The organism is Streptomyces sp. NPDC088747, assembly GCF_044751025.1.
Taxonomy (GTDB): Bacteria; Actinomycetota; Actinomycetes; order Streptomycetales; family Streptomycetaceae; genus Streptomyces.
This window is the reverse complement of sequence record NZ_JBIVKZ010000008.1, coordinates 170,393-191,497: the sequence shown is the minus strand read 5'-3', so window position 1 is coordinate 191,497 and position 21,105 is coordinate 170,393. Positions and strand designations below refer to the sequence as shown.

20 protein-coding genes and 1 tRNA gene are annotated in these 21,105 nt (G+C 70.4%); 15 read left to right on the top strand and 6 right to left on the bottom strand.

Annotated features, from left to right (window positions below; all coding sequences use genetic code 11):
• The first annotated feature begins 87 nt into the window (after positions 1 to 87).
• Positions 88 to 161: transfer RNA gene (locus ACIP79_RS20705), tRNA-Ala, on the top strand.
• 153 nt (positions 162 to 314) lie between these two features.
• On the opposite strand, the gene ACIP79_RS20700 is transcribed toward ACIP79_RS20705, so the two are convergent.
• A complete protein-coding gene (locus tag ACIP79_RS20700) occupies positions 315 to 794 on the bottom strand; it encodes a GNAT family N-acetyltransferase (protein ID WP_401225289.1) in 480 nt (159 codons plus the stop codon).
• An 83-nt stretch (positions 795 to 877) separates the two neighbouring features.
• Between ACIP79_RS20700 and ACIP79_RS20695 the strand changes: the two genes are divergently transcribed.
• Entirely contained in the window at positions 878 to 1,681 is an 804-nt protein-coding gene (locus tag ACIP79_RS20695) for an exodeoxyribonuclease III (RefSeq protein WP_401225287.1), read from the top strand.
• 78 nt (positions 1,682 to 1,759) lie between these two features.
• On the opposite strand, the gene ACIP79_RS20690 is transcribed toward ACIP79_RS20695, so the two are convergent.
• Positions 1,760 to 2,386, bottom strand: coding sequence for a MerR family transcriptional regulator (locus ACIP79_RS20690; RefSeq protein WP_401225643.1), 627 nt, complete (start codon positions 2,384 to 2,386; stop codon positions 1,760 to 1,762).
• A 154-nt stretch (positions 2,387 to 2,540) separates the two neighbouring features.
• Here ACIP79_RS20690 and ACIP79_RS20685 point away from each other — a divergent pair, with 154 nt between their 5' ends.
• The 4 genes from ACIP79_RS20685 (at position 2,541) to ACIP79_RS20670 (ending at position 6,433) form a co-directional block, all read left to right on the top strand.
• Entirely contained in the window at positions 2,541 to 4,073 is a 1,533-nt protein-coding gene (locus tag ACIP79_RS20685; RefSeq protein ID WP_401225286.1) for a flavin-containing monooxygenase, read from the top strand.
• Positions 4,074 to 4,278: 205 nt separating this feature from the next.
• A complete protein-coding gene (locus ACIP79_RS20680) occupies positions 4,279 to 5,196 on the top strand; it encodes an alpha/beta fold hydrolase (RefSeq protein ID WP_401225284.1) in 918 nt (305 codons plus the stop codon).
• The gene (locus ACIP79_RS20675) at positions 5,193 to 6,077 is read left to right on the top strand and encodes an SDR family oxidoreductase (protein ID WP_401225281.1); all 885 of its coding nucleotides are present in this window, start codon (positions 5,193 to 5,195) and stop codon (positions 6,075 to 6,077) included. Before ACIP79_RS20680 ends, ACIP79_RS20675 begins: the two co-directional genes overlap by 4 nt.
• 92 nt (positions 6,078 to 6,169) lie before the next feature.
• Positions 6,170 to 6,433 carry a hypothetical protein gene (locus tag ACIP79_RS20670; protein WP_401225279.1) on the top strand — a complete coding sequence of 88 codons (264 nt, stop codon included), beginning with the start codon at positions 6,170 to 6,172 and terminating at the stop codon, positions 6,431 to 6,433.
• Between the two features lie 138 nt (positions 6,434 to 6,571).
• Here the strand turns inward: ACIP79_RS20670 and ACIP79_RS20665 are convergent, their stop codons facing one another.
• Positions 6,572 to 10,168 (bottom strand): S41 family peptidase, encoded by a 3,597-nt coding sequence (locus ACIP79_RS20665; RefSeq protein ID WP_401225277.1) that lies wholly within the window; start codon positions 10,166 to 10,168, stop codon positions 6,572 to 6,574.
• A gap of 194 nt (positions 10,169 to 10,362) precedes the next feature.
• Between ACIP79_RS20665 and ACIP79_RS20660 the strand changes: the two genes are divergently transcribed.
• Both ACIP79_RS20660 and ACIP79_RS20655 read left to right on the top strand, forming a co-directional pair.
• The gene (locus ACIP79_RS20660) at positions 10,363 to 10,950 is read left to right on the top strand and encodes a TetR/AcrR family transcriptional regulator (RefSeq protein ID WP_401225274.1); all 588 of its coding nucleotides are present in this window, start codon (positions 10,363 to 10,365) and stop codon (positions 10,948 to 10,950) included.
• A gap of 143 nt (positions 10,951 to 11,093) precedes the next feature.
• Positions 11,094 to 13,310, top strand: a complete 2,217-nt coding sequence (locus ACIP79_RS20655) for an MMPL family transporter (protein WP_401225272.1) — start codon at positions 11,094 to 11,096, stop codon at positions 13,308 to 13,310.
• A gap of 65 nt (positions 13,311 to 13,375) precedes the next feature.
• On the opposite strand, the gene ACIP79_RS20650 is transcribed toward ACIP79_RS20655, so the two are convergent.
• A complete protein-coding gene (locus tag ACIP79_RS20650) occupies positions 13,376 to 14,287 on the bottom strand; it encodes a hypothetical protein (RefSeq protein ID WP_401225270.1) in 912 nt (303 codons plus the stop codon).
• A gap of 53 nt (positions 14,288 to 14,340) precedes the next feature.
• Positions 14,341 to 14,817: an ATP-binding protein gene (locus ACIP79_RS20645; protein WP_401225267.1), complete on the bottom strand. Its 477-nt coding sequence runs from the start codon at positions 14,815 to 14,817 to the stop codon at positions 14,341 to 14,343.
• A gap of 136 nt (positions 14,818 to 14,953) precedes the next feature.
• Here ACIP79_RS20645 and ACIP79_RS20640 point away from each other — a divergent pair, with 136 nt between their 5' ends.
• Complete coding sequence (locus tag ACIP79_RS20640; RefSeq protein ID WP_401225265.1) at positions 14,954 to 15,799, top strand: helix-turn-helix domain-containing protein; 846 nt, start codon at positions 14,954 to 14,956, stop codon at positions 15,797 to 15,799.
• Entirely contained in the window at positions 15,796 to 16,047 is a 252-nt protein-coding gene (locus ACIP79_RS20635) for a DUF397 domain-containing protein (RefSeq protein ID WP_401225263.1), read from the top strand. The genes ACIP79_RS20640 and ACIP79_RS20635 overlap by 4 nt, the downstream gene beginning before the upstream one ends.
• A gap of 13 nt (positions 16,048 to 16,060) precedes the next feature.
• On the opposite strand, the gene ACIP79_RS20630 is transcribed toward ACIP79_RS20635, so the two are convergent.
• The gene (locus ACIP79_RS20630; RefSeq protein ID WP_383678377.1) at positions 16,061 to 16,420 is read right to left on the bottom strand and encodes an SsgA family sporulation/cell division regulator; all 360 of its coding nucleotides are present in this window, start codon (positions 16,418 to 16,420) and stop codon (positions 16,061 to 16,063) included.
• A gap of 296 nt (positions 16,421 to 16,716) precedes the next feature.
• On the opposite strand from ACIP79_RS20630, the gene ACIP79_RS20625 reads away from it, so the two are divergent.
• The 5 genes from ACIP79_RS20625 (at position 16,717) to ACIP79_RS20605 (ending at position 21,099) form a co-directional block, all read left to right on the top strand.
• Entirely contained in the window at positions 16,717 to 17,760 is a 1,044-nt protein-coding gene (locus ACIP79_RS20625; RefSeq protein ID WP_401225260.1) for an energy-coupling factor ABC transporter permease, read from the top strand.
• A 1-nt stretch (position 17,761) separates the two neighbouring features.
• Positions 17,762 to 18,523, top strand: a complete 762-nt coding sequence (cbiQ, locus tag ACIP79_RS20620) for a cobalt ECF transporter T component CbiQ (RefSeq protein WP_401225258.1) — start codon at positions 17,762 to 17,764, stop codon at positions 18,521 to 18,523.
• Positions 18,511 to 19,275 carry an energy-coupling factor ABC transporter ATP-binding protein gene (locus tag ACIP79_RS20615; RefSeq protein WP_383678383.1) on the top strand — a complete coding sequence of 255 codons (765 nt, stop codon included), beginning with the start codon at positions 18,511 to 18,513 and terminating at the stop codon, positions 19,273 to 19,275. Before cbiQ ends, ACIP79_RS20615 begins: the two co-directional genes overlap by 13 nt.
• A 152-nt stretch (positions 19,276 to 19,427) precedes the next feature.
• Positions 19,428 to 19,874, top strand: coding sequence for an organic hydroperoxide resistance protein (locus ACIP79_RS20610; RefSeq protein WP_383678385.1), 447 nt, complete (start codon positions 19,428 to 19,430; stop codon positions 19,872 to 19,874).
• A gap of 67 nt (positions 19,875 to 19,941) precedes the next feature.
• On the top strand, positions 19,942 to 21,099 hold the full coding sequence (locus ACIP79_RS20605) for a serine hydrolase domain-containing protein (protein WP_401225253.1): 1,158 nt from the start codon (positions 19,942 to 19,944) through the stop codon (positions 21,097 to 21,099).
• Positions 21,100 to 21,105 lie beyond the last annotated feature (6 nt).

The window sequence follows — 21,105 nt, the reverse complement described above, 5'->3', positions numbered from 1 at the left end:
CGACGGGCACTCCGGGCCGACGGCTGACCAGCCAACTACGGATTTCCGGGCACCCTGATGGGGATGCTAGAGTTTCACTCGTTGCAAGGGCCTGTGGCGCAGTCTGGTAGCGCACCTCGTTCGCATCGAGGGGGTCTGGGGTTCAAATCCCCACAGGTCCACACTGCGACCTGTTGGCGAGTCAGATCGTCGGCAGATCTGAAATCCCGCCCAGTTCACTGAACTGGGCGGGATTTCTGTTTGGCGGGCCCGCCGCGGTGCGGTGGGGCCCGTGTGCGGTGCGGTGGTGGCCTCAGCGCATTGCGGCGGTGGCCTCAGTTCAGTGGCTTGGCGAAGCAGCGGCTCATGGGGGAGTCACGGTAGTGGCCGAACTTGGTGCACGGGGTGTAGCCGCTCGACTCGTAGAGGGCTATCGCCTCGGGCTGTTCGGTGCCTGTCTCCAGGACCATGCGGATGCGACCGGCCGTGCGGGCGTCCGCTTCCAGCGCGGCCAGGATGCGGCGGGCCAGGCCGAGGCCGCGGGCCTCCGGGATCACGTACATGCGCTTGAGTTCGGCGTCGCCGTCCGTGTAGCCCTCTTCGTTCTCGTCCTGGGCGCGCCAGCCCCCGGTGGCCACCGGACGGTCCAGGTCGTCGTACGCGATGAGGTAGTGGCCGAGCGGCGGCTCGAACATCGAGGCGTCGAGCGGTGTGACGTCGCCCTCGTCGCCGTAGCGTGCCGCGTACTCGGCCTGCACCTGGTCGTTGAGCTTGACCGCGTCGGGGTGGTCGAAGGGGGTGGGGCGGATATGCATGCGAACCATCGTACTTCTATGCGTCGGGCGGGCTGGACGGATCAAGTGTCGGGCGGGCTGGACGGATTAAGTATCGTGCCTGGGTGCTGACTATTACCTCTGTGAACGTGAACGGGCTCCGGGCGGCCGCGAAGAAGGGCTTCGTGGAGTGGCTCGCCGAGACCTCCGCGGACGTGCTGTGCCTGCAGGAGGTACGGGCCGAGCCGCAGCAGATGCCCGACGAGGTCCGCGCGCCCGACGGCTGGCACGTCGTGCACGCGCCCGCCGTCGCCAAGGGGCGCGCGGGTGTGTCCCTCTACACACGGCGTGAGCCCGACCGGGTGCGGATCGGTTTCGGGTCCGCGGAGTTCGACGCCAGTGGACGGTATGCCGAGGTGGATCTGCCCGGCGTCACCGTCGCCAGCCTCTACCTGCCCTCGGGCGAGGTCGGCACCGAGCGGCAGGACGAGAAGATCCGTTTCATGGGGGAGTTCCTCGCCTACCTGAAGGAGCTGCGCGAGCGCGCCGCCGCCGACGGGCGCGAGGTCGTGGTCTGCGGCGACTGGAACATCGCCCACCAGGAGGCCGACCTCAGGAACTGGAAGTCCAACAGGAAGAACTCCGGGTTCCTGCCCGAGGAGCGGGAGTGGCTCAGCCGCGTCTACGACCCCACCGAGGGCGGGTACGTCGACGTCGTGCGCGCCCTGCATCCCGATGTGGAGGGGCCGTACTCGTGGTGGTCCTACCGGGGCCGGGCCTTCGACAACGACGCCGGGTGGCGGATCGACCTCGCTGTCGCGACTCCCGGGCTCGCGGGCAAGGCCGTCAAGGGGTTCGTGGAGCGGGCGGCGACCCACGGGGAGCGGTGGTCGGACCACGCGCCGGTGACGGTGGTGTACGACCTCTGAGCGGAGGAGCGGAGGAGCGGAGGAGCGGAGGAGCGGGTGCGGGTGCCAGCGCCAGTGGCGGTGCCCGGCCCCGGCGCGCTACGGCCGTACGTCGCGCAGTCGTCGGTCCAGGGCCATCGAGAGTTCCGCCTCCACCACGCTCTTCGCCAGCGGGCGCAGGCGTTTGAGGTCGTCCGGGGTGCGGTCGCCGGTGAGGACCAGGCCGATGAAGAGATCGGCGAGGGCGTCGGCGTGGTCGCGGACGCGGCGGGCCGAGGAGAGGACGTCCGCGAGCGGGACGCCCTCGCGGACCAGGGCCGCCGAGGCGTCGAGCAGGCGGCGGCTGATGTGGACGATCTCGCCGCCGTCGGTGCCGAGGTAACCGAGGTCGAGTGAGGCGGCGAGGTTCTCCGGGGTGGCCTGGCCCGCGAACACGTCGGCCAGTTCCTCGGGGGAGAGGCGGACCGGGGTCTCCTCGGTCGGCTCGCCGAGGCCCAGCAGTTCACCCACGTCCCGGCCGTGGTCGAAGGCTTCCGCCAGTTCCGCGATGCCGTTCAGGGTGTGGCCGCGTTCCAGGAGCGCCGAGATCGTGCGCAGGCGGGCCAGGTGGGTTTCGTCGTACCAGGCGATACGGCCCTCGCGGCGGGGCGGCGGAATCAGTTTGCGCTCGCGGTAGAAGCGCAGGGTGCGCACGGTGATGCCGGCCTCCTCGGCCAGCTCCGCCATCCGGTACTCACGCTTGTCCGTCACGTCGGCACCCTATGTCGTACCGTCGGTAACTTTCCCTGCCGCGACCCCTACCCACGAGTACGAACCTGCCCTAGTCTCCCCATTGCGCCAGTGTTCACTGGCAGAGTCTTGCGCCAAGGGAGGCTTCGGGATGACCGAGCACGAGCACGAGCATGTGCGGGTGGCGGTGATCGGGTCGGGGTTCGGCGGACTGGGGGCGGCCGTACGGCTCCGTCGTGAGGGAGTCACCGACTTCGTCGTCCTGGAACGGGCCGACAGCGTGGGCGGCACCTGGCGGGACAACAGTTACCCCGGGTGCGCCTGCGACGTACCGTCCCATCTCTACTCGTTCTCGTTCGCGCCCCATCCGGACTGGCCGCGCACCTTCTCCGGGCAGGAGCACATCCGGGCTTATCTGGAGCACGTCACGGACGTCTTCGGGCTGCGGCCGCACCTCCGGTTCAACTCCGAGGTGAAGCTGATGACCTGGGACGCGGAGAAGCTGCGCTGGGACATCGAGACCAGCAGCGGGTTCCTGACCGCCGACCTCGTCGTCTCCGCGACCGGGCCGCTGTCCGATCCCCGGATCCCGGACATCGCGGGGATCGACACCTTCCCCGGCAAGATCTTCCACTCCGCCCGCTGGGACCACGACTACGACCTGCGCGGCAAGCGCGTCGCCATGATCGGCACCGGGGCCTCGGCCATCCAGATCGTGCCGGCCATCCAGCCGGAGGTCGCGCGTCTCACGCTCTTCCAGCGCACCCCGCCGTGGGTGATGCCGCGCGTGGACCGCGCCATCACCGGCGCCGAGCGGTGGCTGCACCGGCGACTGCCGGTCACGGCCCGGGCCAGGCGCGGACTGCTGTGGGGAATCAGGGAGTTGCAGGTCCAGGCGTTCACCAAGCGGCCCGAGGAACTGGGGCTGGTGGAACGGCTGGCCAAGCGCAACATCGCGCGGGCGATCAAGGACCCCGCCACGCGCGCCCGGCTGACCCCGGACTACCGGATCGGCTGCAAGCGGATCCTGCTGTCCAACGCCTACTATCCGGCGCTCGCCCAGCCCAACGTGGACCTGGTGACCGGCGGGCTCAGCGAGATCAGGGGCTCCACCCTCGTCGCGGCCGACGGCAGTGAGGCGGAGGTCGACGCGATCGTCTTCGGTACGGGATTCCACGTCACCGACATGCCGATCGCCGAGCGGGTCGTCGGGGCGGACGGCCGGACCCTCGCCGAGACCTGGAAGGGCGGCATGCGGTCGCTGCGCGGCGCGACCGTCGCCGGGTTCCCCAACTGGATGACGATCATCGGACCCAACACGGGCCTCGGGAACTCCAGCATGATCCTGATGATCGAGTCCCAGCTGAACTACCTGGCCGACTACGTACGGCAGTTGGACGTGCTCGGCGGGCGCGTGGCCCTTGAGGCGCGCCCCGACGCCGTGACCGCCTGGAGCGACGGGGTCCAGCAGCGCATGAAGCGCACGGTCTGGAACACCGGCGGCTGCGACAGCTGGTACCTCGACGCCAACGGGGTCAACACGACCGTCTGGCCCGGCACCACCACCGAGTTCCGCAAGGCCACCCGCCGCGTCGACCTGGCGGAGTACGAAGTGCTGCGCGCACCGGCGGAGAAGCCCGCACACCAGGGACGTACGAAGAAGAAGGCGGGGGCCGGAGCGTGAGCCGAGGGGCGTACGAACGAGTGGGCGGGGGCGGGGGCATGCGTCGAGGGGCGTGCGAACGAGTGGGCGGGGGCCGGAGCATGGGCCGAGGGGCGTGTGAACGAGTGGGCGGGGGCCGGAGCATGGGCCGAGGGGCGTGTGAACGAGTGGGCGGGGGACGGAGCATGGGCCGAGGGACGGGGCGAGGAGAAGGCGGGGCCGGGGTATGAGTCGACTGACTTACGTGGCGCATGGGCCCTACGCCCCGCCCGTCGCGGCGCGGGAACTGACCGTCGTCTCCGCCGACGGGGCCCGGCTGCACGTCGAGGTGCACGGATCCGAGGGCGCGCCCGCGGTCGTCCTCGCGCACGGCTGGACCTGCTCGACGGCCTTCTGGGCGGCGCAGATCCGGGATCTGGCCGTCGACCACCGGGTCATCGCCTACGACCAGCGCGGGCACGGGCGCAGTCCCGCGAGCGACGCGTGCGGCACGGACGCGCTCGCCGACGACCTGGAGGCGGTGCTCGCGGCCACCCTCGCGCCGGGTGAGAAGGCCGTGCTGGCGGGGCACTCCATGGGCGGGATGACGCTGATGGCGGCCTCGGCGCGGCCCCGGTTCCGGGAGCACGCGGCGGCCGTACTGCTGTGCAGCACGGGCAGTTCGCGGCTGGTCGCCGAGTCGCTGGTGGTGCCGATGCCCGCCGGACGGCTGCGGACCCGGCTCACCAAGTCGGTCCTCGGTTCGCGGGCGCCGCTCGGGCCGGTCACCCCGCTCGCCCGGCGGATCCTCAAGTACGCGACGCTGGGCGCCGGTTCGTCGCCGGTCATGATCGAGGCGTGCGCGCGGATCGTGCACGCGTGTCCGCGGCGGGTGCGGCACGGCTGGTCGGTGGTCCTCGACGTGCTCGATCTCGACGAGGGCGTACGGCAGTTGACGGTGCCCACCGCCGTGGTGGTCGGTACCGCGGACCGGATGACGCCTCCCGTGCACGCCCGTTCCCTGGTCGCCGCGCTGCCGAACTGTGTCGGGATCACCGAGCTGGCCGGGCTCGGGCACATGACACCGGTGGAGGCGCCCGAGCTGGTCTCCTCCCGGATACGCGAACTGGTCACCACCTACGCACAGATCAAGGAGGGCGCATGAGCAGGGTGAGCCTCGAAGGGCAGGTCGCGGTCGTCACGGGGGCCGCGCGCGGTGTCGGTGAACTCCTCGCCCGCAAGCTCTCCGCGCGCGGCGCGAGGATCGCGCTCGTCGGTCTGGAGGCGGACGAGCTCAAGCAGGTCTCGGAGCGGCTGCACAGCGAGAGCGGGTACTGGTACGCCGACGTCACCGACCACGAGGCGATGGCACGGGTCGCCGAGGAGGTGAAGGAGCGGTTCGGCAAGGTGGACATCGTCGTCGCCAACGCCGGGGTGGCCAACGGCGGTCCCTTCGCCGAGTCCGACCCGGTGGCCTGGCGGCGGGTGATCGAGGTCAACCTCATCGGGTCGGCGGTGACGGCCCGCGCGTTCCTGCCGGTGCTGCTGGAGAGCCGCGGCTATCTGCTCCAGATCGCCTCGCTCGCCGCGATCACGCCGGCCCCGATGATGACGGCGTACACCGCGTCCAAGTCGGGCGTGGAGGCGTACGCGCACAGCCTGCGCGCCGAGGTCGCGTACAAGGGGGTGCGGGTCGGGGTCGGTTACCTGTCCTGGACCGACACCGACATGGTGCGCGGGGCCGACCGGGACGACGTGATGCGCGAGTTGCGGCAGCGGCTGCCGTGGCCGGCCAACAAGACGTATCCGCTGGGTCCCGCCGTGGACCGGATCGTCGCCGGGATCGAGCGGCGGTCCAGCCATGTGTACGCGCAGTGGTGGCTGCGGGGGATGCAGGGCGTGCGCGGCTACCTCCCCGGGATCATCGCGGCGGTCGGACAGCGGGAGATGCGGCGGCTCGACCCGCGGCTCAAGGGCGTGAGCACCGGGCTGGTGGGCGCCGGCGGGGCGGCGGACGAGCAGGAGCGGCAGGGCACCTCACCGTGAGTAGTTGATCGAAATGCGTGCTTTGTACCCCCGTGTAAGTCTGGTCGAGGTTTGACCACCTCACCCACAAACGGGAGTGAAAACTCATGGGTATGAAGGACCAGTTCCAGGACAAGGCCGAAGAGATGAAGCAGCAGGCCAAGAAGAAGATGGGCGAGAACCGGGACGAGGCGAGCGAGCTTTCCTCGCAGCAGCGTGAGCCGGGCCGCCCGGACCGTGAGCGTGGTCAGCAGGGCCGTGAGCCGGGCCGCCCCGACCGTGAGCGTGGTCAGCAGGACCGCGAGCCCGGCCGCCCCGACACGGAGCGGGCGCGCCAGGAGGCCCAGGACCGCTTCGACCAGGACTACGACATCTGATCGTAGGTCCGCACCGGCTTGACCGGAGCGGGGCGCCCTCTTCAACGAGGGTGCCCCGCTTCCGCGTTCGGCTTCGCGGTCCCCGGAGTCGGGCCCCAGGAGTCGGACCCCAGGAGTCGGCTTTCGGGGACCCCGTGTTCAGCCGCGCGGCGGAAGCTCCTCGCGCGGCGGCAGCTTCGGCCTCGTGCGGTCCGGTACGTCGGAGTAGTCCGGCGGGGAGGCCGCCGGACGCAACCGCAGCAGGTCCAGGGCCAGTCGGACCGCGTCGTCGAGCTGGGCGTGTCTGCCCTCCGCCCAGTCCAGCGGCGTACGGAGGATCTCCAGGTCGGGGTCGACACCCCTGTTCTCGACGGACCAGCCGTAGGCGTCGAACCAGGCGGCGTTCATCGGGACCGTGATCACCGTTCCGTCGCCGAGGCGGTGCCGGCCGGTCATGCCGACGACTCCGCCCCAGGTGCGCTGGCCGACGACCGGGCCCAGCTTCAGCAGTTTGAAGGCCGCGGTGATCATGTCGCCGTCGGAGGAGGTCGCCTCGTCCGCCAGCGCGACCACCGGACCGCGCGGGGCGTTGGAGGCGTACGAGACCGGCTGGGCGTCGCGGGTCAGGTCCCAGCCCAGGATCTTGCGGTTCAGCTTCTCGATGACCAGCTCGCTGATGTTGCCGCCCGCGTTGCCGCGCACGTCGACGATGAGCGCGGGCCGGGACACCTCAAGGCGCAGGTCGCGGTTGAACTGTGCCCAGCCGGAGCCGCCCATGTCGGGGATGTGCAGATAGCCGCAGTGTCCGCCGCTCAACTCCCGTACGACGGCCCGGCGTTTGGCCACCCAGTCCTGGTAGCGCAACGGCCGCTCGTCGATGAGCGGGACCACGGCGACCCGGCGCGAGCGTCCCGCGCCCTCCGCCGGGGTGAACGTCAGCTCCACCGTCGTACCGCCCGCGCCCGCCAGCAGCGGATACGGGCCCGTGACCGGGTCCACCGGCCGGCCGTCGACATGGGTCAGCACCGAGCCCTCGCGGATTCCCGTGCCGGCGAGCGGTGAACGGGCCTTGGAGTCCGAGGAGTCGCCGGGGAGGATCCGCTTGAGCATCCAACTGTCCTCCCTGCGCACGAAGTTGGCGCCGAGCAGGCCCTGTGGGCGCTGGTAGTGCGCGGGGCCCTCGTTGCGGCGGGCCGCGGCGACGTACGCGTGCGAGGTGGCCAGTTCGCCGAGCACCTCCCGGAGCAGGTCCGCGAACTCGTCGGGGGAGGCGACTCGTTCGACCAGCGGGCGGTACTGCGCGAGGACCGCGTCCCAGTCGATGCCGCACATGTGTGGGTCCCAGTAGTGGGCGCGGATGACGCGGCCGGCCTCCGCGTACGCCTGGCGCCACTCGGCGGGCGGGTCCACCTCGTGCAGGATGCGGCGCAGGTCGATCCAGACGGTGGAGTCGCCGTCGCCGGACTCGGTGGAGGGGACGGCGCGCAGGTCGTCGTCGTCGACCACGACGAGCCGGCTGCCGTCGCCGCTGACGGCGAACCAGTCGAGATGTTCGACGAGTTCGGACTTCTTCGCCTTGGCGATGTTGAAGTACTCCAGGGTGGGGCGGCCGGAGGTGTCGTCGGGGTTGGCGAAGGTCTCGCCGAGCGCGCCCGAGATCGGCCAGCGCAGCCAGACCAGGCCGCCGCCCGCGACCGGGTAGAGCGCCGAGTACTTGGAGGCGGGGACCGGGAACGGCGTCACCCGGCTCTCCAGGCCCTCCGTCTCCACGATGACCGTGCTGCCGTCGCCCGACTCGTCCTCGACCGGGTCCAGGCCCCCGGCGACCGGGCGGCCGTCGGGGTTGAGCGCGAAGGGGGAGGGGGTCGCGGAGGACAGCGGCACCAGGTACGGGCGGCAGCCGAGCGGGAACGAGAGGTCCCCGGTGTGGACGTCGTACACCGGGTCGAAGCCGCGCCAGGACAGGAACGCCAGATAGCGCCCGTCCCGGGTGAACACCGGGTTCTCGTCCTCGAAGCGGCCGTTCGTGACGTCGACGATCAGGCTGTCTCCTTGCCCCGTCGGGGAAATTCGCGCCATCTTGATCTGGCGCAGCGAGCGGCCGATCCCGGGGTGCGACCAGGTGAGCCAGGCGCCGTCCGGCGAGAAAACCAGGTCCCGCACCGGTCCGTTGATCGACCGGATGAGCTCGATGACCTCGCCCCTCCCGGACCCGCCTCCGGCCTCCGCCCCGGTGACCTCATCGGTGACCTCATCGGTGACCTCATCGGTGACCTCATCGGTGACCTCATCGGTGACCCCACCGGAGACTCCACGGGTGACCCCATCGGACGCGGCTCCGGACGGGCCGACGGTTGCTTCGGCCTCCGCGCCGGGGTCGCCCGCGGTCGCGGCCCCGGCCCCGGCTCCGGGGGTGCCTTCGGCCCCGGTCCCGGGTTCGCCCACGGCCCCCGCCCCGGAGGGGTCCCCGACACCCCCGGACTCCTCCCGACCGTCCTCACCCTCCTCCCGCGTATCGAGCAGCAGCAACCGCCCGTCGTGCGACGCGATCGCCAGCCGTTCGCCCTGTGGGTCCGACACCATTTCCTGTACGCGGCCCAGTGCGCCGGAAGCGAGGCGGCGCGGTTCGCGTGCGCCGCTCGCGCGGGGGAGGTAGGCGATCTCGACGGCGTCCTCGCCCTCCGCGTCGGTGACGTAGGCGACCTGGCCGCCGGAGCCGAGCATCTCGGGGAGCCGGACCCGTACGCCGGGAGTGTCCGCGATGGTGCGGGCGGGACCGTCGCGGTGGGTGAGCCAGTACAGGCTGCCGCGTACGACGACGGCGCTGGCCCGGCCCGTCTCGTCCACGGAGACGCCGTCGACGTGCTGGGCGGCCGGCACCTGGTACGTACGGCGTCCGGCCCGCGGACCGCCCAGGCGCACGTCGAGACGGCGGGGGACCGACCGCGGCGAGAGGTCGTCGACGATCCACAGGTCACCCGCGCACTGGTAGACGACCCGGCTGCCGTCGCTGGAGGCGTGCCGGGCGTAGAAGGCGTCGTGGTCGGTGTGGCGGCGCAGGTCGGAGCCGTCGTACGCGCACGAGTAGAGGTTGCCGACGCCCTCGTGGTCGGAGAGGAAGGTGATCCGGCCGCCGACGAACATGGGGGTGTCGAGGTGCCCTTCGAGGTCGGCGAGCAGCCGGCTTCCGTGCAGCCACAGGCGGCCGGTCGCGCCGCCCCGGTAACGCTTCCAGGCGGCCGGCTCGTGCGGCGGGGTGCCGGTGAGCAGCAGGGTCTGGCGCTCCCCGTCGATGTCGGCGACCGCGATGTCGGAGACCGGTCCCCAGGGGAGCCGCCCGCCGGGGCCGCCGTCGGTGGGGACGCTGTAGGCCCAGGTGAAGTAGGAGAAGGGCTGGCCGTGCGAGGCGACGGCGAGGATGTCGCCGTCGGGGGACCAGCCGCAGACCTGGGTGTCGGGGCTGCCCCAGTAGGTGAGCCGGGTGCCGGGGCCGCCGTCCACCGGCGCCAGATGGATCTCCGGGACGAGGCTGCGCCAGCTCGTGTAGGCGATGTGCCGGCCGTCGGGGGAGAAGCGGGGGTGGCCGACCTTGGTGCGGTCCACGGTGAGCCGCCAGGCCCGGCCCGGGGCGTCGAGGGGGGCCACCCACAGGTCGTCCTCGGCCGCGAAGCAGAGCAGTTCGCCGCTGAGGTGCGGGAATCGCAGGTATCCGGGGGTGCTCGCCCCGGGGGTCGCGTTCTCGTACTCGTCGCTCACCTCCCTATGCTTTTCCGCTCGGAGGGCCATGGCAACTCGTGCGTGGGGCGGGTCGCTGGGTTGAGCCGAGGACTCGTGACACAGGACACGTACGAAACGGTTTCGTTTCGCTGGTTCTCAGGGTATGTTCAGAGTCGTACGAAGGTCTGGAAGGTCTGTCCACGAGTCTGTCGGAGCAGGAGAAGGTGAGTGCGATGGCTGAAGCCGCAACGGTGCGACGCAGTCGGATCACGCCCGAGCGTGAGGCCGAGCTCTACACGGCCGTGCTCGATCTGCTCCGGGAAGTCGGCTACGACGCTCTGACGATGGACGCCGTCGCCGCCCGGACCAAGTCGAGCAAAGCCACCCTGTATCGCCAGTGGGGTGGCAAGGCCGAGCTGGTGGCGAGGGCGATGGGGCACCAGAAGCGGGGCCACGCCGACATCGACACCGGCTCGCTGCGGGGCGACTTCCACGCGATGGTCACCCACAGTGACGACTGCGAGATGGAGCAGAACTCCGCGCTGATGCGGGGTCTGGCCATGGCGATCCACGGAAACCCCGATCTCCTGCTCGCCTTCCGGGAGTTGATCATCGAACCGGAACTGGCGGACATGCGGCGCGTGCTGCAGCGTGCCGTCGACCGGGGCGAGATCCGGCCGGACAACCCCGCGATGGACTACATCGTGCACATGATGATCGGCGGTTTCGCCGCCCGGACCATGATCGACGAACTGCCGCCGACACAGGCCTACCTCACCTCGTACATCGACGCCGTGGTCCTCCCTGCCCTCGGCGCCTGATTCCTCGCCCCTCCCCGCAATCCCTTTTCCTTTCTCGTTGCCCCTGACGCGCCGCTCACGTCGTCGGGCTGATCCCCGCTGCCCCCACTCGGGTGATCGCACCAGCCCCTGCCATCCCACGACCTGACCGGGAGTACGCCCTCGTGGCTACGTTTCTCTACAAACTCGGCCGACTCGCCTTCAGGCGACGGCACTTCGCCGCCCTGATCTGGGTCGCGCTGCTCACCCTCGCGGGCGTCGGCGCGGCAAGCGCCCCCGCCGCGGGCACCACCTCGTTCTCGATACCCGGCACCGAGGCGCAGAAGGCCTTCGACCTGCTGGAGCAGCGTTTCCCCGGCGCCAGCGCCGACGGAGCCACCGGACGCATCGTCTTCAAGGCGCCTGAGGGCGAGAAGATGACGGACGCCGACAACAAGGCGACCGTCGCGAAGACCGTCGACGAACTGGGCGACGGCTCCGAAGTCGTCTCCGTCACCGACCCGTTCACGACGAACGCCGTCAGTAAGGACGGCACGGTCGCCTACACGTCGGTGAAGTACGACCTCCCCGGCATGGAGTTGGCCGACTCGACCAGGGACGCCCTGGAGAAGGCCGGTGACGACGCCCGCGCCACCGGGCTGACCGTCGACGTCGGAGGCGACGCGCTTCAGGCCGCGTCCGAGGCGGGGGCCGTCGGTGAGATCATCGGCCTCGCCATCGCCGCGGTCGTCCTCGTGATCACCCTGGGTTCGCTGGTCGCGGCCGGACTGCCGCTGCTGACGGCGATCATCGGCGTCGGTATCGGTGTCTCCACCATCACCGCCCTCGCCAAGGCGCTCGACCTCGGCGACACCACCTCCACGCTCGCGTTGATGATCGGGCTCGCGGTCGGCATCGACTACGCGCTGTTCATCGTCTCCCGCTACCGGAGCGAACTGGCCGAGGGCCGCGACCGCGAGGAAGCGGCCGGACGGGCCACCGGAACCGCCGGCTCGGCGGTGGTCTTCGCCGGCCTCACGGTCGTGATCGCCCTGGCGGGCCTCTCGGTCGTCGGCGTCCCGATGCTCACCAAGATGGGCCTCGCGGCGGCGGGCACGGTCGTCGTCGCCGTCCTCATCGCGCTGACCATGATCCCGGCGATGCTCGGTTACGCGGGCAAGAAGGTCCGCCCCGCGGGCGAGAAGAAGCGCAGGAAGCCCGAGAGCGACACCTCCGGCAAGCAGGCCAGGCCCAACATGGGCACCCGCTGGGCGAGCTTCGTCATCCGTCGTCCGGCAGCCGTGCTGCTGCTCGGCGTGGTCGGTCTGGGCGCGATCGCCCTCCCGGCCACCCAACTGGAGCTGGGCCTGCCCGACGACGGCTCGCAGCCGACGTCCACGACACAGCGCCGTGCGTACGACCTGCTGTCGGAGGGCTTCGGCCCCGGGTTCAACGGCCCCCTGATGATCGTGGTCGACGCCAAGAGCAGCGACGACCCCAAGGCCGCGGCCACCACGGTGACCGACGGGATCAAGGGTCTCGACGATGTCGTGACGGTCACCCCGGCCGCCTTCAACAAGGCCGGCGACACCGCGACGATCACCGTGATCCCGGACTCCAAGCCCTCCTCGACGCAGACCGAGGACCTGGTGCACGCCATCCGTGACCAGGGCGCCGACGTGACGGCCGAGTCGGGTGCGAAGGTGCTGGTCACCGGCACCACCGCGATGAACATCGACTTCTCGCAGAAGCTCAACGACGCGCTGGTCCCGTATCTGGGTCTGGTGGTCGGTCTCGCCTTCCTGCTCCTGATCGTGGTCTTCCGCTCCATCCTGGTCCCGCTGAAGGCGGCCCTCGGCTTCCTGCTCAGCGTGCTCGCCGCGCTCGGCGCGGTGGTCGCGGTGTTCCAGTGGGGCTGGCTCGCGGGCCTGATCGGTGTCGAGGAGACCGGCCCGATCATGTCGATGATGCCGATCTTCATGGTCGGCGTGGTCTTCGGTCTCGCGATGGACTACGAGGTGTTCCTCGTGACCCGGATGCGGGAGGCGTACGTCCACGGCGAGACGCCGAGCCAGGCCATCGTGACCGGCTTCAGGCACAGCGCCCGGGTCGTGGCCGCCGCCGCGATCATCATGATGGCCGTCTTCGGCGGCTTCATCAGCTCCAGCGAGTCGATGATCAAGATGATCGGCTTCGGCCTCGCGATCGCCGTCTTCTTCGACGCGTTCGTGGTCCGCATGGCGATCGTCCCGGCCGTCCTGGCGCTGCTGGGCAAGAAGGCCTGGTGGCTGCCGAAGTGGCTCGACCGCGCCCTCCCCAACGTCGACGTCGAGGGCGAGGGCCTGCGCAAGCTCGACGAGAAGACGGGCGGGGACGAGGACCGGGAGCTGGTACGGGTCTGAGGTTCGCGTACGGCTGAGAGGGCGTCCCACGTTTCCCGTGGGGCGCCCTGGTCTGTGTCGGGCCCTTACCGCTGCGGTTCGGCCGGGTCCTCGGCGAACACCTCGGAAATGGAGGTGGCGGTGATGGCCTGGTCGATCCAACGGGTCAGGGTGTCGGGGTCGTCGCAGGTGGTGATGAGGTCCCGGTCGGCGTCGGAGACGGGAATGCCGCGACGGTCGAGGTGGTGGAGGAGATAGTTGGCGAGCCCTTCGACCTCCCCCTCGGCGCGGGCCTCGGCGCGGATCTCCTGCGAGATCGATGACGTGAAGAACGAGGTTTCGACGGCCAAGAGTTGCCTCCAGGTCTTGAGGGCCTCGGTCTTGTCCAGGCCCTGGTTGGTGAATTCCGCCCAGATCCGTGCGTTTTCCGGGTCGCGGGCCTCCATGGTCCTCAAGGCTGCCGCCAGTACCTTCAGTGTGCCATCGACCGACCGGTCCCGGCCGTGCAGAATGGCGGACAGAACGGCCATCGGGACGTCGCGTGTGGCCTCGTCCAGGGTTTCGACGAGGGGGACGTCATCCGGTCCGATGACCAGGGGTCGCAGTGCGAGCCCCTGCCACTGCGGCGGCCCGATCTTCACAGGGCGGGCCGCCCATTCGGCGGTCTTACGGTCCTGGCAGATGACGAGGAGTAGCGGGGGGACCTTGTACTTGTCGTTCAGGAAGGCCATGTACCAAGCCCAGCTGAAGTGTTTGGACTTGTCCGGCTTTCCCTGCGCCTCGACAGCAAGGATGTAGGTGCCGTTCGCCTCCTCGATGCGTAACAGCGTGTCCACTCGCCGCTCCACCGGCTGGTTCTCGGTGAGGTCGGTAGGCAGTTCGGTGACAGTGATCGGCGTTCCAAACGCCGGGATGCCTAGCTTGCGGGTGAGGCGAGGGAAGAGGCCGGGTTCGTGCCGGATGACACGGTGCATCGCCTCGTGATTGGAACTGACCATCGCGGAGATTGCGCTCCTTTCGGAATGAACGATGAGGAGCATATGACGAAGGACTATTCGGAAATCCAGCCAATTGGTCGATGATCACCCCTGTGGGTGACCGGCCCGCCCACCGTCACCTCGGCCCAGACCGTCTTGCGTGGCGGGAGAGCCGATGTCACGCCCCAGCGGTCCGCCAGTGCGTCCACGATGAGGAGGCCGCGTCCTGAATCCGCCTGCGGCTCCGGCCGGTTGAGCCGGGGGAGGCGGTCACCGCGGGTGTCCGTGAGTTCGATGCGGAGGGTGTCGCCGACCACGTACAGCGTCAGGCGGAAGTCGCGGCCCGGGATCCGGCCGTGGGTCGCGGCGTTGGCCGCCAGCTCGGCGACGATCTGGCTCGGCGCCTCCAACGGGAGCCCCCAGCTGCGGAGTTGTTCGACGGCGAGCAGCCGGGCCAGGCGGGCGCCGCGAGACGTGGGGGACAGGAGCACGCTGAAGTTGCGGATGGGGTGGCCGAGTTGGGGGTGGGGGGCGGCGGCTTCTTGATTCACATCACTCAGCGTGGCCGACTCTGCGTACGGTGAGGAGTCGCGGCGCGTGTACGTACCGTTACTGTCCGGCGTTTGTCTCGGGCTGTCTCGGCTGTCTCCGTGCCGTACGGGTACGAGTGCGCGTTGGAGGTGGGCGATGAGCGAAGACGTGGACGAGGCGGGCTGGGGCATCGAGCCGGGCGACGAGATGGCGCCGATGATCGAGGTCGTCGGCGGCGTGATCCGGTTCCACCGGGAGGCCGCGGGGATGGGCGCGGCCGACTTCGGGGAGGCCATGGGGTACGGCGAGGACATGATCCGCAAGATCGAGCGCAGCGCGCGGATCCCCCGGCTGGAGTTCCTCTACCAGGCGGACGAGGTCCTCAACGCGGGCGGAGCGGTCACCGCGCTGCGGGTGCACACGGAGAAGGCCCGGTACCCGAAGAAGGTTCGTGAGTTGGCTCAACTGGAGGCGCGGGCGGTTGAGTTGCTCCTGTACAGCAACCACAACATCCATGGGTTGTTGCAGACTCCGGAGTACACGAAGGCGCTGTTTGAGATGACGCAGCCTGCGCTCTCGTTGGATGTGGTGGCGAGGGAGACCGACGCCCGTGCGGCCCGGAAGACGATTCTGGAACGGGATCCTGCCCCGACGCTCGGTTTCGTCCAGGAACAGGTGACGCTGGAGCGCCCCTACGGGGGGAAGATGGTCCTACGTCGACAACTCGAATACCTGCTGGAGGTGGCGCGGTTGCGGAACGTCACGCTTCAGATCATGCCGACGGACCGGGAGGAGCACGCCGGAACGCAGGGTCTGATCGAGGTGCTGAAGTTCCAGGACGGCACCGCTGTCGGGCGTTCAGACGGAGCGTTCAACGGTCGCCCGGTCTCAAGTCCCAGGGATCTTCGCATCCTTGAACTGCGCTATAGCATGATCCGGGCACAGGCCCTCACGCCGAGGGAGTCGCAAGCCTTCATCGAACAAGCGCTGGGGAGACTATGAGCACCACGGAACTCCACTGGTTCAAGAGCAGCTACAGCAGCAGCGGTGAACCCGGCGACTGCGTCGAGGTGGCGCTGGACTGGTTCAAGAGCAGCTACAGCGACAGCAGCGAACCCGGCGACTGCGTAGAGATAGCCGTCGCCCCCGCCACCATCCACGTCCGCGACTCCAAGAACACCCAGAGCCTCTGCCTCACTGTGAACCCCACCACGTGGACGGACTTCGTGACGTACGCGGCGGGAAGGTAGACCCCGACGCCGGTCAGCGACCCACCGGCGTAGCCGTGGCCATGTACGTCCGTCGAAGGAACCGCACCAGCGTCTTCGACTCGAACTGGACGACCGCGACGCCCTCCGTGGAGTGGAACTCCAGGACGGCCTGGACGCGGCCGCAGGGCCAGACTCGGATGTCGCCGCTGGTGACGGGGGAACGCAGGCCCTGTTCGAGGAGTTCGCGGGCGAGGACCCACTCGTGGGGGCCGGGGAGGGTGACGTGCACCTGGCGCGGGTCGGTGTCCGGGTCATAGCGAAGGGCGACGGGGACGGCCCGGTGTTCGTCGGCGGCGGTGTCCGCGGCGTCGGTGACGATATGAGCGCGTGCGTACTGTTCGACGGCGGACATGGGCCGACTCCTTACGCTGCGTAACCTGTGCGGAATCTATGAATCCGCCACCTCTCCAATGTCGCACACTCCGTGAGATCCGCTCCCGGGCGCCCGACCGGCCCCTCCTCCCTGTCTCCTACTCTCCTGCCCGACCCCCGCACGGCCCATGTCTCCCGCCGGACGCCCGCAGGGTGACGTCGCCCACCATGAGCCCCGCGGTCACCCCCCTCGGAGCCCCCGCCCGACGCCCGCCCGGTTATTCATAGCTACCTCGCTCTTGCGAGACGTTCGCAACAAGGCGCTATTCTCGTACGGTGCATGTGCCTGACGGATTCATAAACGCCCCAGTCTCCGCGGTCACCGGAGTAGTCGCCGCCGGTGCCATCGCCGTGAGCCTCAAGGGGGCCCGCCGCGAGCTCGACGAGCGGACCGCGCCGCTCGCCGGCCTGGTCGCCGCCTTCATCTTCGCCGTGCAGATGCTGAACTTCCCGGTCGCCGCCGGGACCAGCGGACACCTGCTGGGGGGAGCGCTGGCGGCGATACTCGTCGGCCCCTATACAGGGGTCCTCTGTGTCTCCGTGGTCCTGCTGATGCAGGGCATCCTCTTCGCGGACGGCGGCCTCACCGCGCTCGGCGTGAACATCACGGACATGGCGATCGTCACGACCGTCGTCGCGTACGCCGTCTTCCGCGGCCTGGTGAAGGTGCTCCCGCGCGGACGCCGCTCCATCACCGCCGCCGCCTTCGTCTCCGCGCTCCTGTCGGTGCCGGCCGCCGCCGTCGCCTTCACCCTCCTCTACGCCCTCGGCGGCACCACCGACGTCGCGATCGACAAGGTCGCCACCGCCATGGTCGGCGTCCACATCCTCATCGGCATCGGCGAGGCCGCGATCACCGCGCTCACGGTCGGCGCCGTCATCGCCGTACGACCGGATCTCGTGTACGGCGCCCGCGGCCTCACCCCGCGGCTCAAGCTGCGCGTCGGCGGCGAGCTGGTCGACGCGCCCGCGGCCGAACCGGTGCCCGTCGCCGCCCGCGTCTCCCACCGCAAGGTGTGGATCACCGGCCTCGTCACCTCCCTCGTCCTCGCCGGGTTCGTCAGCTTCTACGCCTCCGCCAACCCCGACGGCCTGGAGAAGGTCGCCACGGACAAGGGCATCGACAAGAAGGCCGAGGAGCACGCGGCGGCCGACTCCCCGCTCGCCGACTACGGCGTCAAGGACATCGACAACACCCGGCTCTCCGGCGGCCTCGCGGGCGTGATCGGTGTCGGCGTCACCGTCGTCGCGGGTACCGGGATCTTCTGGGCCGTCCGCAGGCGCCGTACGGCCGAAGCGTCACCCACCCAGGTCGCCTGAGATGGGTTCGGGCCACGCCCACAAGCTCTACCGGCACGGACACTCGCCGGTGCACGCCCTGCCGCCGCACACCAAACTCGCGGCCACCTTCGCCTTCGTGGTCGTGGTCGTGTCCACGCCGCGCGAGGCGATGTGGGCGTTCGCGCTGTACGCCGTGCTCCTCGCGGGCGTCGCGTACCGGGCGCGGGTGCCCGCCCTCGTCCTGCTGAGGCGGCTGCTGATCGAGGTGCCGTTCGTCGCCTTCGCGGTGCTCATGCCGTTCGTGGCACAGGGCGAGCGGGTCGACGTGCTGGGCATGTCGCTGAGCGTGAACGGCCTGTGGGGCGCCTGGAACGTGCTGGCCAAGGGAACGCTGGGCGTCGCCGCCTCCGTACTGCTGGCCTCGACCACCGAACTGCGCGAACTGCTCCTGGGCCTCCAGCGGCTGAAGCTCCCGCCGCTCCTCGTGCAGATCGCGTCCTTCATGATCCGGTACGGCGACGTCATCACGGACGAGATGCGGCGGATGCGGATCGCGCGGGAGTCGCGCGGCTTCGAGGCGAGCGGGGTCAAGCACTGGGGGGTGCTCGCGAAGTCGGCGGGCGCGCTGTTCATCCGCTCCTACGAGCGCGGGGAGCGCGTGCACCTCGCCATGGTGAGCCGGGGGTACACCGGCTCGATGCCGGTCATCGACGAGGTGACCGCGTCCCGGGCACAGTGGACCTACGCCCTCGCCCTACCGTCCGCCGCGCTCGTCGTATGTCTGTTGGGATGGACCCTGTGACCCTGTCTCCCTCACTGGAAGTGGCCGGACTGGCCTACGCCTACCCCGACGGGCACCAGGCCCTCTTCGGCGTCGACCTCACCGTCGGACGAGGCGAGCGCGTCGCCCTGCTCGGGCCGAACGGCGCCGGCAAGACCACCCTCGTGCTGCACCTCAACGGCATCCTCAGCGGCGGCGCCGGGACCGTGACGGTGGCCGGACTCCCCGTCGGCAAGCGGCACATGGCGGAGATCCGGCGCAAGGTCGGCATCGTCTTCCAGGACCCGGACGACCAGCTGTTCATGCCGAGCGTGCGGGAGGACGTCGCGTTCGGACCGGCCGCGGCGGGCATGAAGGGCGCCGAACTGGAGGCGCGGGTCGTCAGCGCGCTGGAGCAGGTCGGCATGGCGGAGTTCGCCGACCGCCCGCCGCACCACCTCTCCTTCGGGCAGCGGCGCCGGGTGGCCGTGGCGACCGTCCTCGCGATGGAACCGGAGATCCTCGTCCTGGACGAGCCGTCCTCCAACCTCGACCCCGCCTCGCGGCGCGAACTCGCCGACATCCTGCGGTCGTTGGACGTCACCGTCCTCATGGTCACGCACGACCTGCCGTACGCCCTCGAACTGTGCCCCCGCGCCCTCGTCCTCAGCGACGGCGTGATCGCGGCCGACGGGAAGACCGGCGAGCTGCTCTCCGACGAGAAGCTGATGCGCACGCACCGGTTGGAGCTGCCCTTCGGATTCGACCCGCGCTCCGTGACCCAGGGCGCCTGACCTCGGCTGACCTCGCCTGACCTCGGCCTGCTCGCGACGAGCGGACACGACCCGTTGCTACCCCCTGGTAACCGGTGTCTCGTGTCACTCGATAACGTGTGCGCGATGCAATCAGTCGCCCTTGCGGCGCCCGCCCCGGGGGAGGTCTCGCCATGATCGACGGCACCGCTGTCGACACCCGCCCGACGAAGATCATGTACGTCGCCGAGGCGACCGCGCACGCCGGCCGGGACGGCTATGTCACCAGCCAGGACGGCCAGCTCGAACTGAAGGTCGCGATGCCGCCGGCCCTCGGCGGCGACGGCAACGGCACGAACCCGGAACAGCTCTTCGCGGCCGGCTACAGCTCCTGCTTCCACAACGCGCTGGTCATGGTCGGCCGCCGCTCCGGCTTCGACCTCTCCGGCTCCACGGTCGCCGCGAAGGTCGGCATCGGCCCCAACAAGCGGCGCGGTTACGGCCTCGCCGTCGCCCTGAGCGTCTCGCTGCCCGTCGTCGACCAGGACGTCGCGGCCAAGCTGGTGGACGAGGCCCACGACGTCTGCCCCTACTCCAACGCCACCCGCGGCAACATCGAGGTCACGATCCTGCTGGGCTAGGAATCGCGGCCTGTGTGTGCGTGTTGCACGCACTGGTGGCAGGTGAGAGGCGACAGGGAGTACGGACGTGGACGTGAACGGCACAGTCGCCGCGGGCTTCGAGCCGGTCAGGAAGGCGTTCGCCGCGAACTTCGACGTGCTCGGCGACCGGGGCGCGGCCGTCGCCGTGTACCGCGACGGGCACAAGGTCGTCGACCTGTGGGGCGGCACGCGGGACGTCGACGGCACCACGCCCTGGGAGCCGGGCACCGCGCAGATCGTGCGCTCCGCGACGAAGGGCGTCGCCGCCGCCGTACTGCTCATGCTGGCCGGGCGCGGCCTGCTGGACCTCGACGCCCCGGTAGGCACGTACTGGCCGCAGTACAAGTCGCGGGGCAAGGAACGCACCCTCGTACGGCATGTCCTCGCGCACCGGGCAGGCGTGCCCGTCCTGGACCGGCCGCTGACGCCCGCCGAGGCGGCGGATCCCGATCTCGGGGCCGCCGCGGTGGCCGCGCAGACGCCCGTCTGGGAGCCCGGCGCGGACCACGGCTATCACGCGCAGACCTACAGCTGGCTGACGGGGGAGCTGGTACGGCGGGTCAGCGGGCGTCCGATCGGTGACTGGATCGCCGACGAGATCGCCGGGCCGCTGGGCCTGGACCTGTGGCTCGGGCTGCCCGCCGCGGAGGCGGGACGGGTCGGCCGGGTCGGACAGATCGACGCCCCGGCGGCGCCGGGCGGCCTGCGGACCAGGCCCAAGCGGTCGGTCTCCGAGGCCTACGCGGATCCCGCGTCGCTGACCCGCCGCGCCTTTGCCGCGATCACCCCGCTGCCGGACGAGAACGACGCCGCGTACCGGGCCGCCGCCCTGCCCGCCTCCAACGGCATCGCCACGGCGGAGGGCCTCGCCCGCTTCTACGCCTCGCTGATCGGGAAGGTGGACGGCGTACGGCTGTTCTCCCCGTCGACCGTCTCGGCGGCCCGCACCGAACAGTCCGCGGGACCGGACCGCGTCCTGGTCGTCAACACCCGCTTCGGGCTCGGCTACATGCTCCACGGCACGGCCTCGCCCCTCCTCTCCCCGGGCTCCTTCGGACACCCCGGCCGCGGCGGCGCCCTCGGCTTCGCCGACCCCGAGTCGGGCATCGCCTTCGGCTACGTGACCAACGGCTTCCGCAAGAGCGTCACGGCGGACGCGCGCGCCCAGGCACTCGTGGCGGCGGTCCGCACCTCCCTGCCCTGACCCCCG

Coding starts and splice junctions, on each gene's coding strand:
- ACIP79_RS20685 (WP_401225286.1), top strand. CDS start 2,541: ATGACCGAGCACGAGCACGAGCATGTGCGGGTGGCGGTGATCGGGTCG.
- ACIP79_RS20615 (WP_383678383.1), top strand. CDS start 18,511: ATGGACCCTGTGACCCTGTCTCCCTCACTGGAAGTGGCCGGACTGGCC.
- ACIP79_RS20670 (WP_401225279.1), top strand. CDS start 6,170: ATGAAGGACCAGTTCCAGGACAAGGCCGAAGAGATGAAGCAGCAGGCC.
- ACIP79_RS20630 (WP_383678377.1), bottom strand. CDS start 16,420: ATGTCCGCCGTCGAACAGTACGCACGCGCTCATATCGTCACCGACGCC.
- ACIP79_RS20650 (WP_401225270.1), bottom strand. CDS start 14,287: ATGGTCAGTTCCAATCACGAGGCGATGCACCGTGTCATCCGGCACGAA.
- ACIP79_RS20660 (WP_401225274.1), top strand. CDS start 10,363: ATGGCTGAAGCCGCAACGGTGCGACGCAGTCGGATCACGCCCGAGCGT.
- ACIP79_RS20680 (WP_401225284.1), top strand. CDS start 4,279: ATGAGTCGACTGACTTACGTGGCGCATGGGCCCTACGCCCCGCCCGTC.
- ACIP79_RS20690 (WP_401225643.1), bottom strand. CDS start 2,386: ATGGCGGAGCTGGCCGAGGAGGCCGGCATCACCGTGCGCACCCTGCGC.
- ACIP79_RS20610 (WP_383678385.1), top strand. CDS start 19,428: ATGATCGACGGCACCGCTGTCGACACCCGCCCGACGAAGATCATGTAC.
- ACIP79_RS20640 (WP_401225265.1), top strand. CDS start 14,954: ATGAGCGAAGACGTGGACGAGGCGGGCTGGGGCATCGAGCCGGGCGAC.
- ACIP79_RS20635 (WP_401225263.1), top strand. CDS start 15,796: ATGAGCACCACGGAACTCCACTGGTTCAAGAGCAGCTACAGCAGCAGC.
- ACIP79_RS20675 (WP_401225281.1), top strand. CDS start 5,193: ATGAGCAGGGTGAGCCTCGAAGGGCAGGTCGCGGTCGTCACGGGGGCC.
- cbiQ (WP_401225258.1), top strand. CDS start 17,762: ATGGGTTCGGGCCACGCCCACAAGCTCTACCGGCACGGACACTCGCCG.
- ACIP79_RS20700 (WP_401225289.1), bottom strand. CDS start 794: ATGCATATCCGCCCCACCCCCTTCGACCACCCCGACGCGGTCAAGCTC.